Genomic DNA, 15,913 nt, shown 5'->3' on the forward strand with positions numbered 1-15,913 from the left:
TTTGATAGAGATTTAAGTGGCATATACCATATTCAATTTAAAGGGAGAGAGCCATCCGTATTTTCTTTCTCCATAATCCATAGCTAAAAAATAGGATTCGTAATGACGCAAAGCCTCAAAAATGATGGTTTCCGCTTCGAAATTTCCGATGCTGTATAGATGTATGTATTGATCAGACAGTTCCAGGTGTACAGTACTATCTTTGCATGACAAAGAGTAGGTTTCTCCTTCTACTCTCCAATCGTGCGTACCGCTCAAGCTTTCCCAAAAATGCTTCTCTATTTGAGACACTGCTAATAATGTTGTAATGTAACTCACCTGTTTTTGCAAAATCGTTTTAGAGATTCCTGTTGATCGCTGTTCTTCAAAAAATAATTGAAACAGTTTATTTTCTTTACCATAGTAGGAATGAGCAACTTCTTTTGTTATTAAATAAATAAAAAATTCTCTCATGAATAAGCTCCTTTCCGACTGCTTTCTTGAAAGTATATCCAAAAGTTTAAGAAAAGCTTGTCTAAAAAGGAGAGTAAAAAGCAACTATTTTTGTCGAAACAGAAAGAAAAGAAGGTTTCCACATAGAAAACCTTCTTTCAAAATAAGCAATTATTGATTTAACATATTTTTTACGCGTTTTACAACATTTTCAGGAGTAAAACCGAATTCTTTTTGAATCACTTCTCCAGGAGCTGATGCACCAAACGTATCAATCGTTAATGTTTCTCCGTCTAGACCAACATATTTATGCCAGCCAAGTGAAGCTCCCATTTCAATCGCCAAACGCTTCGTAACATGCTTTGGAAGAACAGATTCTTTATATTGATTATCTTGCTTGTCAAAGCTTTCCCAAGAAGGCATGGATACGACAGAAGCCGAAATTCCTTCTTTTTTCAGAAGTTCTTGTGCCGCAACTGCAATACTCACTTCTGATCCTGCAGAAAGTAAAAGCACATCTGCTTCTGAATCAGCTGGTGAAACTACATAAGCACCACGCTTAACGCCTTCATAAGCCTTTTCTTTCGTATTAGCCAAAATCGGAAGATCATGACGGCTAAGCACTAAAGCAGTAGGCTTATCATTGCTTTCTAATGCCACTTTCCAAGCTGCATTTGACTCATATCCATCTGCTGGACGAATTAAGTTAAGGTTAGGCATAGCTCTAAGTGATGCAAGCTGTTCAACTGGTTCGTGTGTTGGCCCATCCTCACCAACCATTACGCTGTCATGTGTTAAAACGTAAGTAACCGGAAGTCCCATTAGAGCAGATAAACGAATAGCAGGTCTTACATAATCAGAGAACACGAAGAATGTTCCGCCGAATACATTCAAACCTCCATGAAGTGCCATACCGTTTAGTGCAGCCCCCATAGCAAATTCACGAACACCGAACCAGATGTTGCGTCCGCTGTAGTCATTGCGGCTGAAATTGGCTTCTCCTTCAATTAGCGTTTTATTGGAGCCAGCTAAGTCAGCAGATCCACCGAAAAGTGATGGTACACTTTTAGCTAAAACGTTAATCGCTTTACCCGAAGATGAACGAGTTGCGATTGCTTTATCGAACTCAGGAAGATCTTTATCCCAGTTTTCTGGCAAGTTGCCTTTGATTGATTGCTCTAGCTCTTCAGCTAATTCTGGATATGCTTCTTTATAAGCTTTAAATTGCTTATTCCATTCTTCTTCTTTTGATTGTCCTTCACTTTTTAACTGCTCAAAGTGAGATTTAACTTCTTCAGGAACGTGGAAATCTTGTTCGAACGTCCATTTGTAAGCTTCTTTCGTTAATAAAATCTCGTCTTTACCAAGTGGTGCACCGTGAGAAGCTGATTTACCTGACTTATTCGGTGAACCATGACCGATAATGGTTTTCACTTCGATCAGTGTTGGTTTGTTTAATTCTTCACGAGCTTCTGCTAATGCTTTTTCAATCTCTTCTAAATTTGTTCCATCTTCCACATAAAGGACCTGCCATCCATATGCTTCAAATCTTTGTTTAACACTTTCAGAGAATGAATGATGAAGATCGCCATCTAACGAGATATCGTTTGAATCGTAGAGTACGATCATTCTGCCTAATGCAAGATGACCTGCTAAAGAAGCAGCTTCAGCTGAAACACCCTCCATTAGATCACCGTCACCACAAATGGAGTAAGTATAGTGATCGATAACTTCGTGTCCATCACGGTTATATTTTGCTGCTAAGTGACGCTCTGCCATAGCCATACCAACAGCCATTGCAATACCTTGACCAAGTGGGCCTGTAGTTGCTTCAACTCCAACAGTGTGACCGAATTCCGGATGCCCTGGAGTCTTGCTTCCCCATTGTCTAAAATTCTTAAGGTCATCAATTGTTAATCCATATCCACTTAAGTGAAGAAGACTGTACAATAGCATAGAACCGTGTCCTGCTGATAAAACAAAACGATCACGGTTGAACCATTCAGGATTTGCTGGATTGTGGTTCATAAACTTCGCCCAAAGGCTATAGGCCATTGGAGCAGCACCCATAGGCATACCTGGATGTCCTGAGTTAGCCTTTTCAATACTATCAATAGATAGTGTTCTTATCGTATTAATTGCTAATTCATCAATATTACGTGACAAAAAAATCATCCCTTCATATGTACTAAACAGTTTTGACTTTCATAATAAACGTTCATGTCCATTTAGACAAGATAAACACTTTATAAGCTATTGTTATTTTACCATTCCCCTATGAAAACATACAAAAACCGCCTGATACTTTCCAACATTCTTGTTGTTGTAGTACAGACGGTTTCAAGTTTTATGCGATTCCTGGGATATGACAAGAAAAGTAATCCGTTTGCTCATCGTAATCAAGTTCCATATTTTCAACAAACCATTTTTCTTCAGATCGAACAAAAAAACGAAGGCCATCAACTTCTTGGATATAATCGTTTTCTTCAGGAACTGCAGGTGTCACACCGAGTGAAAAACCTCCTGAGTCTCCACTTCCTGCATATTTCACAAAGAGTCTCAAACCCTCTTTAGCCTCTAATTTAATATCCTTATACAGATTAGCAGCTGCACTTGTAATTGAAAAAGTCAAAATATTCTCCCCTTTCAAAGTTGTTATATAACAGTATATACTAATATGTATAGATTGCAACAGAAAAAAATGCCTATTTACAGTTAAGTAAATAGGCATTCTATATTATTGTTTAAGGTTCTTTTTATTATCTTTACTTCTTTTTAATTTTTCAGGTGTTACATCATCACCGTTAGGGTCTACAAAAGTCATACCGTGCAGATCTTGAACGAAAGACTTGCGGAAGACTTGTAAATACTCTTCTCTTAACTTTTTTTGTTCTGCTTTTTCTGCTGATGTCAATTCCGTTTGTTTTGACTTTCTAGACAGTTCATTTATTCTTTGCATTTTATCTTTTGATAACATGATTAAAAACTCCTTTTGCAGCATTCTTCATTCTATCCTACAGCAGTATGAAAGGAATTTCTAGTTATCTGTATTTTCCATGTGTTCTTTGTATCTTCTATGTACGGTGGCTTTTGATACATTGAAACCTAATCCTTTTAGCGTTAATGCTATGTCATGAAAAGTCAGTTTCATGTTCTTTAAGCGAACAATTTCAGAAATTGGCACTTCTTTTTTGTCTCGCCCGCCACTTGTGTTGTTACTTAAATTCCTCTGCGGTTTATAACCATCTTTAACCGCTTTTCTCATGCCGCGCCTTATTTTCATATTGTGAAGCTTACGTTGATACTCTTCCACAGTGGAGACGATCTCCAGCACCATTTCATCTGCTTCAGTCAACGTGTATTCTCCGTTATTGGACAGTGTATAAACTTTAATATTGTATTTCATTAACTGATGGAGAATAGCCATCTTTGCCTTTCCTCTTCCTAGCCGAGTATCATCTTGAATGAGAAGGCAGTTAAATTCACCGTCTCTTGCCAAATCAAGCACGTTTAATAATTCTTCGCGATCAAGCGAATATCCGCTTGCCCTCTCACTAAAACATGCTATTACTTCAAAACCAAATTGTTTTGCTAACTTTTTTAATTCAGCTTCCTGTCTTTCAATAGATGTGAGTTGTTCTTCTTTTTCAGTACTTACTCTACAGTATATAATAGCTTTCATTTGCCCAAAACCCGCTTTGTCTATTTATTTACTGGTATGATTACTTTCTGCCCTGGAAATACAGCTGACGCATTTACGCTGTTCTTCTTTTCGACCCATTGTATAAACTCCCAGTTGGAATAATGGTGTTTGGCGTTATATTCTTCGGAAAGACTCCAAAGTGAATCTCCCTCTTGTATGGTTACTTCAATATATTGAGCTTCTTGTGATGCAAGATTTGATAACGTAAAAAATATACCACCTAACAACCCTAAAAATACAATAACATGCATTGTCCCTTGTTTCATTGTGATATCCCCTTCCAACAAACGTTTGTTCGCATCTTATGATATTATAATAACTGGAACGTTTGTTCGGTGTCAACTAATTTTTCGAACTTATGTTTGTATCTCTTTATTCCCCATGCTATACTTTTTATAGATAAAAAATTCGGTGAGGTGCTTAAAATGACTAAGTTATCCAGACGACAATTGGATATCCTGGCTTTCATAAAAGAGGAAGTTTCACAAAAAGGATATCCCCCTTCCGTTCGAGAAATTGGGGAAGCGGTAGGTCTTGCTTCAAGCTCTACAGTTCACGGACATTTAGCTAGACTTGAAAAAAAAGGGCTTATTCGCAGAGATCCAACAAAACCTAGAGCGATTGAAGTATTAGGCCTTGAAGACAATATTCCTTCCGTTCGTTCAGTCTCTATCCCTGTAATCGGTAAAGTAACAGCGGGGCTTCCAATAAGTGCGATCGAGAACGTAGAAGAATATTTTCCATTGCCTGAACATGTTGTAGGTGACGAGAATGTGTTTATGCTGTCTGTAGTCGGAGACAGTATGATTGAAGCAGGTATTTTCAATAAGGACTTAGTTGTTGTAAAACAACAGCCTACTGCCAATAACGGAGATATCATCGTAGCTATGACTGATGAAGACGAAGCAACGGTAAAACGGTTCTTTAAAGAAAGTAATCACATTCGTCTGCAGCCAGAGAATTCCTCAATGGAGCCGATTATACTGCAAAGCTGTACGATACTAGGTAAAGTAATCGGAGTATATAGAAGTATTCACTAAATTAAATTGATTAAAATTTAAAAAGAGACATATAAAAGAGAAGCCGCTTAACGTTATGCGGCTTCTCTATTTTATGTTATCACCATTTCTCCCTCTCCTCCCTCTTTATGTATGCATATGCTGTATGGATACCCATACAGGAGGAATAAAAATGTACTATAACCCTTATGATCAGACAAGGAACCAAAATCTGAACACTCAGTATTTGACGTTAGTAGATCCCTTCGTTGTAAATCGACTGCGATCAGTAGTAGGTAAAGATCTAGTAGTAGAAACAACTAAAGATACGATTAGAGGCGTTCTTGTCGAAGTACAGCCTGATCACATTGCATTAAGTGCTGGAGGCGACTCTACTTTTTTTGTTCGAATTCAACAAATTGTTTCTATAATGCCTGTTTAATAAAATACCACACCCCTGAAAAAAATTGTCAGGGGTGTGGTATTTTATACACGCTCATATAAGGGGTGCTTCTGTCCTTTGTCTTATTGCTTTTAAGGCTAAGTTGTCTTGGGTTTATTCCCCTTTACCATCAGCTTTAGTTTCAGCTTTAGTATCAGCGTCCTTGGACTGATTCTTCATCCCGATCCTTTCCTGCAGTTCAGTAAGATCAATACGCAACGAGTGGATTTGATCAGTATGTTTGAGGTTCTTCTCTTGCAATTCCTGAATATACTTTTGCAATCCCTTTTGTATCTCCTGATGACTGACAAGGACATCTGTCAAAGATAATTGTTTGTTATCAGATCTCTTTATCCATGTATCTTCAACCAAAATGCCTTGCTCATGAAAGTACTGATACGATTCCGTCAAGTTTTCCCACTCAGAATCGGTTAATTGTAAAGGATATGTCACCCGATCTGCAAGAGAACCAGGTGTTATGTTATTAATGTCCAGACTTTCCGAAAGTCTTTGATTCTCACTAGCTCCTTTCCAAATGACCAGACATAAGATGACTGCTAATACAATGACGCTTATCCACCGAATGATGTTCATGCAATCCCTCCTCGCTATGATATATGAACAAAGAACTTGTTGCGTGTAACTATTCATTCACACTTTATCTATCGGGTCATATACAAAAGGTGTAGGTGGTGACATATGCTCAATTTGCTAAAAGGAGCATATGGAAGTCGCGTTCCGGAGTAGTTTAGGTGTCTGTTGTCTAATCTGGGGTCATATTTGTTCATCTGCGAAATGAACCCATATAGGATGGAGGTTATTCGATGAAAGCATCGGTATTTGCATCTCATCTAGATGATGAAGTTTTAGGAGTAGGCGGTGCCAATATCAACCACTTAAAAGCAAAAGATATCTACGTGTTCGTAGTCATTGAAGGCTCTTCCACAGAATGGGAAACGCAGGCACAGAACCGGTTTATTCCAAACGTCAATCTCGAAATCACGAATCAACTGAAAAAAAAGCAGAAGGCGATCTCCCATTATCAATTCGATTTACGTCCCTACACCGCTGCCTCCTGGGGGAATCTTATTGGTGTGGAAGTTGCTGAACCTTTTATGCCTATAAGAGATGTAAACAGGAAATCATCGAAATGAACAACCAGCAGCTGAAACGTTTAATGGATGTTATAGGATCTTTTATACTTCTCGTGATTCTCGGACCTTTGCTTCTACTGGCATCGATTGGTGTCCGTTTAAAGCTTGGTCCCCCTGTTCTATATACACAGTGGCGTCCGGGACTTTATGAAAAACCATTCCTCCTTTATAAACTCAGGACCATGAAATCGATCACAGGAGTTGACGGAGAACTTCTCCCAGACAAGGAACGGCTCACTCCTTATGGAAAATGGCTTCGGAAGTTCAGCATTGATGAAATCCCTCAGTTGTATAACGTTTTGAAGGGTGACATGAGTCTTGTAGGTCCTAGACCATTATTGTTGGAATATCTTCCTTTGTACACAACGAACCAGCGTAAAAGGCATAATGTTAAACCAGGATTGACGGGATGGGCCCAAGTGAACGGACGAAACCAAAACTCTTGGGATCAAACCTTTGCTTTAGACCTGTGGTATGTCCATAACCAATCTCTTTGGCTCGATATAAAGATTCTTATAAAAACCATCCCGATAGCATTAAAGTCAAAAGGAATCAACCATCCCGGCCATGTCACGCGAGATCAGTTTAAGGGGCATAAAAAGTGTAAGGATCCCAAAAAACACCCCTTCGAATGAAGAATTTACAGCGTGATTTAGTTAAGTTACTTATTTTCAGAAAGGGAGAGAATCTATGAATAAAGGTTCATTAAGTTTATGGGGTTTCTTAGCCGTTATTTGGGAAAGAGGTTGGATCATCGTTCTGTTTACTTTAATTTCTGTTTTAGTCAGTGCTTTAGTTTCTTATTATGCCCTCACACCTATCTATGAAGCTAAAGTAGACGTTCTGATCAGTGGAACTGAGAAAAACTCGGAAGAAGAGAACATTGGATTAAATACCACCATTGACGAATCGATAAAGCTAGTACCTACCTATCAGGATATCGTCCTTAGCCCTCTCATTCTGAAATACGCCCAATCCGAACTGAATACTACCAATAATAAAAACATCATTATCAAAAAAGAAGATGTGAAGATAGTCACAAAAAACGATTCTCAAGTATTCAGTATTATTGTTTATCACGAAGACCCACAAATAGGTAAGCAAATTGCAGATGCCCTAGCTAAGGCATTCAATCACAATATCGATTCGCTCATGAATCTGAGCCAATCCAACGTGAAATTGTTGAGCGATGCGACTGTATCCCAAGATCCTGTGAAACCTAATCCGATCTTAATTATGGGAATTACTTTTATCACTTCTCTCATCGTTTCTGTATGGATCACGCTCCTTATACACAACGTCAAACGTATTAGAACTTCTGTTTAGCGATTGGACATTGAAGGAGAACGCTTATGTATCTCATTAAAGATAGTTACGTACTCTTTTTGACTTCAGCTCTTTCAGCGTTAATCGCTTTCTTATCTGGGATCTGGCTACGTAACATTCTCGGTCCTGAAGAATATGGAATGTGGCTAGTTTTCTCGCTGGTCTTGACCTATGGATATGTTATGCATTTAGGTATTCTAGACAGCTTCAACCGTGACATACCACTCCTTACGGGCCAAAAAAAACATGAACAAGTAGCCCATATACGGAACGTCGTCTTTTCCTGGATGGCTTTGTCTGGCGTGTTATCTATAGTGGCCGTGGTTATAGTTTTATTTATGCACATGCCACTGGCAACAAAAATATTTGCGGTGATTGCGCTCCTGTTAATCCCTATTCAAAATATGACCCTTTACCACAATGCTATTTTTTTAACTATGCAGGAATTCAAAGGCGTCGCTATGATTCAGTTCATCATTGGTTGTGTTCAATATATTCTAATGACCGTTTTCTCAGTGTACTTAGGATTGCTTGGATTGTTTATAGGAGTCGTATTAGGAAATATTCTGGCCATTACGTATGCGCGATTCAGACTCAAATTCAGGTTAACATTTACACTAGACAAAAAATTGTTAATAAAAATGATGAGTATCGGTTTCCCGATTACCATGGTTACAATTTTTCTCAGTGTGTTTACAACACTCGATCGATTAATAATATTATATTTCTTTGATTCGACTGCCGTTGGTTTTTACGGAATTACAGCGTTTGTCTATCAAGGAATAATGGTGCTTCCTAAAGTCCTTCATCAGGTTGCCTATCCTAAGATTAGCTTCACCTACGGAAAGGTTAAAAGCAAAAAGGCATTAAAGAAATTAATTTTGAATCCTACTGTCTACTTATCTTACTATAGTCCTTTCACTCTTGGTGTCATCTATTTAGGACTTCCTTCTTTTATTAATAACTACATGCCTCAGTATGATGAAGGTACCCGTTCGGCCCAGATCGTTACAATGGGGTTGTTCTTCTTATTATGGGCTGCTCTTTTTTCACATTACTTGAATGTCGTCAATAAACAATGGCTACAGTTAAAATTATTGATTATCGTAGTAATCGTAAACATCCTTCTAAATATAGGCTTTGTGCTTCAGGGGTTATACATTGAAGGGATCGCCTTAGCTACCTCCATCTCGTATATGATTTACCCGCTTCTGTTGATGTGGCTATGTTTCAGAGACATGAGTCTATCTACTAAAATTTTTTTAAAACAGGCAGGGATTATTATACTTCCCTTCCTCTTCATGGCCGTAACTCTATTCTTCCTTTCTCACATTGAGGAACACGTTTTACTCTTGATTTCATGTTATGTCTTGCTTTACAGCTTTTTCTTGTTCGTAGCTTCGAGATTCCTACCATTTTTATTCAATCTGCCAAATGCTACCTTTCAATCGATAATGGCTAAATTGAACGGAAAGTAAGGTGATGCCTGTGTACACCACACTCCCCAAAATACAAGTCTTTTCTTGGATGATTGGAATTCTATTTCTTTCTTCTACCATCGGATTACTTGTCTCTTTTAACAATATGTCTATGAACATCTACTTCCTTATCGTACTACTAACTCTCACGCTTTCGACATTCATTTCGATTCTATTCAAGCACCCCCCAATCGTTATCCAAATTATTGTTTTGGCCCTATCCGTCAGAATCATTATTTTTCTATACTTGAAGCTACACTCTTATCAACTTGGGTTGGATGGTTTCTTTCCAGGTGATGTGGATGCATACGCCTATCATCGGGAAGCACTCGAGGCAATCCGATCGGCTTCATGGATACAGGCGCTAGAAGGCAACCTGCCTTATGCACATTTCGTTGCTTTCCTTTATAAAACTCTCGGTGTTGATATGATCATCCCTCAATTATTTAATCTAGGTGCCTCCGTTCTAGTTGTACCTTTATTGTTTGAACTAGGTCGACGAATCAACGGAGTAAAAGCAGGTGTTATCGCATCTCTACTATGGTCCGTATTCCCAAGCGCCATTTATTGGTCTGTGTCATTACTCAAAGACTCTTTTTTGAATTTGGGCATGGTCCTTGCTGCCTTTCTCATACTAGGAATAAGTCAACGAAAATTTAATAGGATTGATATCTTTCTAGGCTTCTGCGGCATCATTTTAGTTAGTTACATGAGGCCCCAATTTTTGTTGGCGATAGCGCTTCCTATGCTTACTATCATCGGTTATCAATTTTTAAAGGGAAAAACTTCATTCTTAAGAAATATGATTCTGATTCTATGTTGTATAGGTTTCTTCGGAGCGGCTGCAAGTGGGGAAGTTATTCGCGACCGGCTTGAAGATTCAACGACTACAGAAGGGGTAGAACATACGAATGATATTGCACTTAAAGGTGGATCAGCCATTCATTTTCTCACCACAGTGCCAGCAGAAGTAAAATGGATCGCACAGCTTCCCTTTTCTATTCTAGCTCCCTTTCCATGGCAATGGTTCAACTTTGGACAGATGATTTACTTTTTAACCGCCTTTGAGATGATCGGCTGGTATTTTATATATGTCTATATGTGGAAAAACAAATCATGGTTCCTAGGTAATAAAACAGGCCTCTTTCTGCTTATTTACGCCTTCTCTGTTTTCATCGCCGTTTCTTTCAGCCTGCCTAACCTTGGCTCTATTTACCGTTACCGTTTAGCTGCCTTGACCCTGCTTCTTCCCCTAGTCTACGCAAAATCTGCTGGTCGAAAGTCAAGAAAGGATGAGAATAAGTGAGAAAAAAAATCCTATTTACCTCAACCATAGGACTGACAATTCAATCTTTTCTCATCCCTCATTTGAAGTTCTTTCTAGAACGCGGTTTTGATGTTGGTGTTGCAACAAATGCCACCTCAGATGACTTGAAGGATCTTGAAGAGCTTGGGGTGACGGTACATTTTATTCCATTCAGTCGAAAGCCTTGGCATTTTGACAATATTCGAGCCTTCCTCCAATTAAGAAAATGCATGAAACACTATGATATCCTTCATGCACATACTCCCATCTCAAGCTTTTTATCCAGAATGGCTTCAACAAGGAGACAAACTACGATTTATATGTCTCACGGTTTTCATTTCAATGAAAATGGAAATTGGTTGACCAACTTCATCTACAGATGTGCAGAAAAGTTAGCTGGTTTTAAAACATCGCTGATTATCGTAACGAATACTGAAGACCTGGTAGCGGCAAATGAACTTATTCCAAGACACTTGATCCAATACGTTCCCGGTGTCGGTGTAGATCTGTCCCATTATTCAAAAGGTCAACTGACAACGGATCAAAAGCAGCAGTTTAGGCAATCGCTCGGTATTGGAGAAGACCGTACGATTCTAGTCCACATTGCAGAGTTCAATGCAAATAAGCGACAGATAGATTCAGTACTTTCCATACTTGAACTGCGAAAGACTCATCCAGACGTACTCCTTCTCCTTATCGGAACTGGGGAGCTTATGCAAGACATTCAGGATGTCATTCATAAAGAAAAATTGACTGAACATGTAAAGTGTCTTGGCTTCAGAAAGGATATTCCCCTCCTGCTCGAGATAAGTGATATAGGGATATTACTATCTTTGAGAGAGGGTCTTCCTCGGTCGGTAATGGAAATGATGTGCATGGAATTACCCGTAGTGGCAACTGATATCCGAGGTAACCGGGATTTGCTGCTAGATGGGATAACTGGGTATCTCGTTCCTATAAAATCTCCTTTGGTTGTGGCTAAGAGATGCCGCGATTTACTCGAGAATGACAATATTAATGAATTTGGTGAACAAGGATTAAAACGAATACAAAATCATTTCTCCCTAGAACATGTAATGGATGAGTTAGACAAGATTTATAAAGAGCTGAAAATATACGAATGAAAAACGCGGCTTCATATTCTTATCCCACACGCATATGATTGTTTAGATAAAGCCGATTAAAAGCAGGTGAAATATGAAACAGCGTATTCTAATTTTTGGAGGAGGATCACAGGCTAAGGTCATCATCGACCTGATTGAACAATGCGGTCATTACGATATTGCAGGCGTAGTGGATGAGCGATTAAAGGTCACAAAAAGGATCAGAGGCTATCAGATTTTATCTAATAAATTGGATCGAACATTATTGAAAAAAACCCCATTCGGCTTTGTGGCCATAGGGGACAACTGGATTCGCAAACAATTTGTTGAAAGAATTTCTAGGGAAGTACCCGAGTTCCAATTCCCTCCCCTGATTCACCCTTCTTCTGATATCAGTCCAAGCACAAAGATCGGCAGCGGAACGGTTGTGATGGCCGGAACGACCATCACAAACGATACGATAATCGGTAACCATTGTATTGTTAATACGGGAGCAAACGTAGACCATGACTGTATATTAGAAGACTTTGTGAGCATAGGGCCGGGTTGTACGCTTGGTGGATCAGTAGTGGTGTCCTTTTGCAGTGCAGTCGCCCTAGGTGCAAACGTAATCCATGAACGAACGATCGGCCCCCATTCAATCATTGGTGCAGGTGCAACAGTTTTGAAAGATATTCCGTCCCACTGTACTGCCTATGGTACTCCAGCAAGAGTAGTGAGGAAAAGGAGAATTGGCGACCCTTACTTGTAGATAAACTCAACGAATGGAGAGGCTTTGTTTATGAAAAATATTTTAGTCGAACCTACAGGGAAATCCTATTCCCCTGGTATATGGGCAATGATTAAATACTTTGATCAAAGACCAGAGCTTGGCATCAAATTTCACGATGCCTCAAAATTAAAACATTATCAACTTAATGATTTTGATGGTGTTTGGAAAAGCATGGGAACCCACTTCAGTAAAGTAAACGGTCTTCCCCTTATCCATGAGTATCCATCTTTATCAACAGGGGCATTTCCCCACAGCAAGAACTGGATAAAAAAGACATTCAATGTAAAACCGGACTTGCGCGTGTTTCTTAACAGCCAAGTTAAAGAAGGATTTGATTTCCAAGATAACATCAAGTACTGCTACCGGGATATGGGTGTGGACGATATTTTTTTTCACCGTTCCAGTGGAAATAAAGAGTACGATTTTGTTTATATCGGCTCAATCACGAAAGCTCGAAAGATCCCCACTCTTTTAAGGTATTTCAAAAATGAAAACAAGAAACGATCGATTTTGTTAATCGGAGATGTACCTGATGAGATCCACCAAGAATTCTCAGGTATCTCTAATATTCACTTTTCTGGAAGAGTGCCTTATGAAGAAGTTCCAAAGTATGCAACCAAAGCCAGATTCGGGATAAATTATATTCCCGATCAATACCCCTTTAACCTCCAAACATCCACGAAATTGCTTGAGTACCTTGCGATGGGATTGGATGTAATTACAACGGATTATAAGTGGGTACGAACCTTCATGGAGAAAAATGAAATACAATTGATTACCGTTGATGAGAGGTTATCCAATCTTGAACAACAGCTCACATCTTACCAATCCCCAGTCACCTCCTCCTTGAACATGGAGCGATACCTGTGGGATGGAATCATCAAACAGTCTGGGATTGAAGAACAATTAATTAAAATTTTATGAGTGCATTTATTATTAATGGAAGAGAAGTGAATGATGATGAATCATCAGACAAAACGTATTTACTTGTCTCCTCCTCACATCGGAAACTTAGAGATGAAGTATGTACGAGAAGCATTTCAGAATAACTGGATTGCACCTGTGGGGCCTCATATCACTTTATTCGAGCAGGAATTAGCGGCCTATACGGGTTCCAAAGGAGCGGTTGCGATAAGTTCAGGAACAGCAGGGATTCATCTGGCTCTCCGAGCAATTGGTGTGCAAGCCGGGGATTCTGTGTTCTGCTCTTCCTTTACATTTGTCGCAAGCGCCAATCCCATTTTGTATCAAGGAGCTTCCCCCGTCTTTATCGATTCGGACCCTGCAACGTGGAATATGAGTCCAAAAGCCTTAGAAAGAGCACTGATTGAAGCCGATCAAGAAGGCAAGCTACCTAAAGCTGTAATCGTAGTCCATCTGTACGGTCAAAATGCCGACATGGAAAGAATCGGACGCCTGTGCACTCAATACAATGTGCCAATCATCGAAGATGCTGCGGAATCACTGGGTACAACGTATAAAGGCCACGCTAGCGGAACTTACGGGCATTTTGGTATTTATTCGTTTAATGGAAATAAAATCATCACCACTTCAAATGGGGGAATGATTGTCTCTGATGATCTTGAAGCGTTAGAAAAAATCCGCAAGTGGTCTACCCAGGCGAAAGAAAAAGCAAATCACTATCAACATACCGAAGTCGGCTATAACTACCGGATGAGTAATATCCTTGCCGGCATCGGACGTGGTCAACTAAGAGTCTTAGACCAGCGTGTTAAAGCGAGAAGGAAAATTTTCGAAACTTATCAGAAAGAACTGTCCCATCTTGACGCCATATCATTCATGCCTGTTGCTACATATGGTGAACCGACCCATTGGTTGTCGTGCTTCACCATAAAACCCGAACACACACAAGCCACACCTGATCAATTCATCAACGAATTTGAAAATCATAATATCGAGACGCGTCGGTTATGGAAACCGATGCACCTGCAACCCCTTTATCGACAGTACCTCTATTATTCCCATACAGAAAACAAAAGCGTAAGTGATGAATTATTTAAGCAAGGAATATGTCTGCCCTCCGGATCGAACCTAAGTGCAAAAGATCAGAAAAGAATCATCAAAATGATCAATCAGTTCTTTTCAATACATTGACAACAATAATGAAACAGGGTGATTGGTGTGAGTATTGAAAATAAGATCAAGAAAGAAATTGAAAGTTTCACATGCCAAATGAACAAACGTATCGCAACGATTGGTACGACTGCCCGAACTTCGCAGTCCTTTGCTGTTCTTCCGAGAAGGCAAGCGCTCGGTTTTCAAGCGATCAATTTTCTAATCGAGGACCCTGAGAGTGCGAAGACCTGTATGAAATATCTTGATGGCAAAGTACGTTACCTGTTGATCGATATCGAGTTAAAGAAAAACATTGACTTGATGACGCTTGCAAAAACACATATTCATCAATCGAAGATTCACACTTATAAGCCCAACGATACCACATTAGAAGCTGCCGATATGTTTCTACGGAATTATTTCGAGGATCAGCTAAAAGACAAAAAAATTCTCATTTACGGGGCAGGTAACCTAGGAACAAAACTGGCCTTGCGGTTAGCTGAACGAGGGTCTAAAGTTTATCTTGATTCAAGAAATCAATCAAAAACAATAGAAATCGTCAGAGTATTAAATTATCTACTACCTCGTCAATCCAAGAACTTCATTAAATCGGTTCAGGACCCACAGGAACTTTCAAGTAAAATGGATGTCTTTATCGCTTTTACCTCTGCCTCTAATGTGATCCCTGCTTCTTCTCTTCACTTCATGAAGAAAAACGGCCTTGCCATCGATGGCGGGATTGATAATTTCACACCGGAATTTATTCAAAAGGCGGCAGATTACAACCTACAGTGCTACCGACTTGATGTTCGTACAGCCTTTCCGCACACTGTCCTTTACTTGAATGAGCACACTAAGAATTTTTATCAACACATCCAAGGGGAAATCTTTGTTGATCATATCAGAATTGTTGCTGGTGGGATTATCGGGTTCGAAGGGGATATAGTAGTCGATAACATCAGTCAACCTAAACAATTGGTCGGTGTCGCAAATGGCACAGGAGGCTTAAAGCTACTCGATGAATACACCTCTTCAGATCATACAAACGTCCGATATGTACAGGAAAAAATCATCATTGAGTAAGAGGAGGTGACTAAACCTCCACCGTACTTAATCTTCCATA

General features: G+C 39.4%; 19 protein-coding genes. 12 read left to right on the top strand and 7 right to left on the bottom strand.

Going from position 1 to position 15,913, the window contains the following annotated elements; all coding sequences use genetic code 11:
• Positions 1 to 12: 12 nt before the first annotated feature.
• From sirA to yneA, 6 genes are all read right to left on the bottom strand, one after another.
• The gene (gene sirA / locus P8610_RS07770) at positions 13 to 453 is read right to left on the bottom strand and encodes a sporulation inhibitor of replication protein SirA (RefSeq protein ID WP_394603852.1); all 441 of its coding nucleotides are present in this window, start codon (positions 451 to 453) and stop codon (positions 13 to 15) included.
• 150 nt (positions 454 to 603) lie between these two features.
• The gene (gene tkt, locus P8610_RS07775; RefSeq protein ID WP_394603853.1) at positions 604 to 2,607 is read right to left on the bottom strand and encodes a transketolase; all 2,004 of its coding nucleotides are present in this window, start codon (positions 2,605 to 2,607) and stop codon (positions 604 to 606) included.
• A 172-nt stretch (positions 2,608 to 2,779) separates the two neighbouring features.
• On the bottom strand, positions 2,780 to 3,064 hold the full coding sequence (locus P8610_RS07780) for a HesB/YadR/YfhF family protein (protein ID WP_394603854.1): 285 nt from the start codon (positions 3,062 to 3,064) through the stop codon (positions 2,780 to 2,782).
• A gap of 105 nt (positions 3,065 to 3,169) precedes the next feature.
• Entirely contained in the window at positions 3,170 to 3,409 is a 240-nt protein-coding gene (locus P8610_RS07785) for a DUF896 domain-containing protein (protein WP_066241060.1), read from the bottom strand.
• 60 nt (positions 3,410 to 3,469) lie between these two features.
• Positions 3,470 to 4,114, bottom strand: a complete 645-nt coding sequence (locus P8610_RS07790; protein ID WP_394603855.1) for a YneB family resolvase-like protein — start codon at positions 4,112 to 4,114, stop codon at positions 3,470 to 3,472.
• 20 nt (positions 4,115 to 4,134) lie between these two features.
• Complete coding sequence (gene yneA / locus P8610_RS07795; protein WP_066241054.1) at positions 4,135 to 4,401, bottom strand: cell division suppressor protein YneA; 267 nt, start codon at positions 4,399 to 4,401, stop codon at positions 4,135 to 4,137.
• Positions 4,402 to 4,560: 159 nt separating this feature from the next.
• Between yneA and lexA the strand changes: the two genes are divergently transcribed.
• Together lexA and P8610_RS07805 are read left to right on the top strand one after the other, a co-directional pair.
• Positions 4,561 to 5,175, top strand: a complete 615-nt coding sequence (gene lexA, locus P8610_RS07800) for a transcriptional repressor LexA (protein ID WP_289495595.1) — start codon at positions 4,561 to 4,563, stop codon at positions 5,173 to 5,175.
• A gap of 151 nt (positions 5,176 to 5,326) precedes the next feature.
• The gene (locus P8610_RS07805) at positions 5,327 to 5,575 is read left to right on the top strand and encodes a DUF2642 domain-containing protein (RefSeq protein WP_394603856.1); all 249 of its coding nucleotides are present in this window, start codon (positions 5,327 to 5,329) and stop codon (positions 5,573 to 5,575) included.
• A gap of 114 nt (positions 5,576 to 5,689) precedes the next feature.
• Here the strand turns inward: P8610_RS07805 and P8610_RS07810 are convergent, their stop codons facing one another.
• Entirely contained in the window at positions 5,690 to 6,169 is a 480-nt protein-coding gene (locus P8610_RS07810) for a hypothetical protein (RefSeq protein ID WP_394603857.1), read from the bottom strand.
• 230 nt (positions 6,170 to 6,399) lie between these two features.
• Here P8610_RS07810 and P8610_RS07815 point away from each other — a divergent pair, with 230 nt between their 5' ends.
• The 10 genes from P8610_RS07815 to P8610_RS07860 all read left to right on the top strand — a co-directional run bounded on the left by P8610_RS07815 (position 6,400) and on the right by P8610_RS07860 (position 15,873).
• Positions 6,400 to 6,729 (top strand): hypothetical protein, encoded by a 330-nt coding sequence (locus P8610_RS07815; protein WP_394603858.1) that lies wholly within the window; start codon positions 6,400 to 6,402, stop codon positions 6,727 to 6,729.
• Between the two features lie 11 nt (positions 6,730 to 6,740).
• On the top strand, positions 6,741 to 7,364 hold the full coding sequence (locus tag P8610_RS07820; protein ID WP_289497627.1) for a sugar transferase: 624 nt from the start codon (positions 6,741 to 6,743) through the stop codon (positions 7,362 to 7,364).
• Positions 7,365 to 7,419: 55 nt separating this feature from the next.
• Complete coding sequence (locus P8610_RS07825; protein ID WP_394603859.1) at positions 7,420 to 8,055, top strand: YveK family protein; 636 nt, start codon at positions 7,420 to 7,422, stop codon at positions 8,053 to 8,055.
• 26 nt (positions 8,056 to 8,081) lie between these two features.
• The gene (locus P8610_RS07830; protein ID WP_394603860.1) at positions 8,082 to 9,533 is read left to right on the top strand and encodes an oligosaccharide flippase family protein; all 1,452 of its coding nucleotides are present in this window, start codon (positions 8,082 to 8,084) and stop codon (positions 9,531 to 9,533) included.
• Between the two features lie 10 nt (positions 9,534 to 9,543).
• The gene (locus P8610_RS07835; protein ID WP_394603862.1) at positions 9,544 to 10,839 is read left to right on the top strand and encodes a hypothetical protein; all 1,296 of its coding nucleotides are present in this window, start codon (positions 9,544 to 9,546) and stop codon (positions 10,837 to 10,839) included.
• Positions 10,836 to 11,963, top strand: a complete 1,128-nt coding sequence (locus P8610_RS07840; RefSeq protein WP_394603863.1) for a glycosyltransferase family 4 protein — start codon at positions 10,836 to 10,838, stop codon at positions 11,961 to 11,963. The genes P8610_RS07835 and P8610_RS07840 overlap by 4 nt, the downstream gene beginning before the upstream one ends.
• Positions 11,964 to 12,036: 73 nt before the next feature.
• On the top strand, positions 12,037 to 12,693 hold the full coding sequence (locus P8610_RS07845; protein ID WP_394603864.1) for an acetyltransferase: 657 nt from the start codon (positions 12,037 to 12,039) through the stop codon (positions 12,691 to 12,693).
• 30 nt (positions 12,694 to 12,723) lie between these two features.
• Positions 12,724 to 13,638: a glycosyltransferase gene (locus P8610_RS07850; RefSeq protein ID WP_394603865.1), complete on the top strand. Its 915-nt coding sequence runs from the start codon at positions 12,724 to 12,726 to the stop codon at positions 13,636 to 13,638.
• Positions 13,639 to 13,671: 33 nt separating this feature from the next.
• Positions 13,672 to 14,829 (top strand): DegT/DnrJ/EryC1/StrS family aminotransferase, encoded by a 1,158-nt coding sequence (locus P8610_RS07855; protein ID WP_394603866.1) that lies wholly within the window; start codon positions 13,672 to 13,674, stop codon positions 14,827 to 14,829.
• 27 nt (positions 14,830 to 14,856) lie between these two features.
• Positions 14,857 to 15,873, top strand: coding sequence for a hypothetical protein (locus tag P8610_RS07860; RefSeq protein WP_394603867.1), 1,017 nt, complete (start codon positions 14,857 to 14,859; stop codon positions 15,871 to 15,873).
• Positions 15,874 to 15,913: the final 40 nt, after the last annotated feature.

Origin of the sequence: Fictibacillus sp. UD (genome assembly GCF_043558025.1) — a bacterium.
GTDB lineage: Bacteria > Bacillota > Bacilli > Bacillales > Fictibacillaceae > Fictibacillus.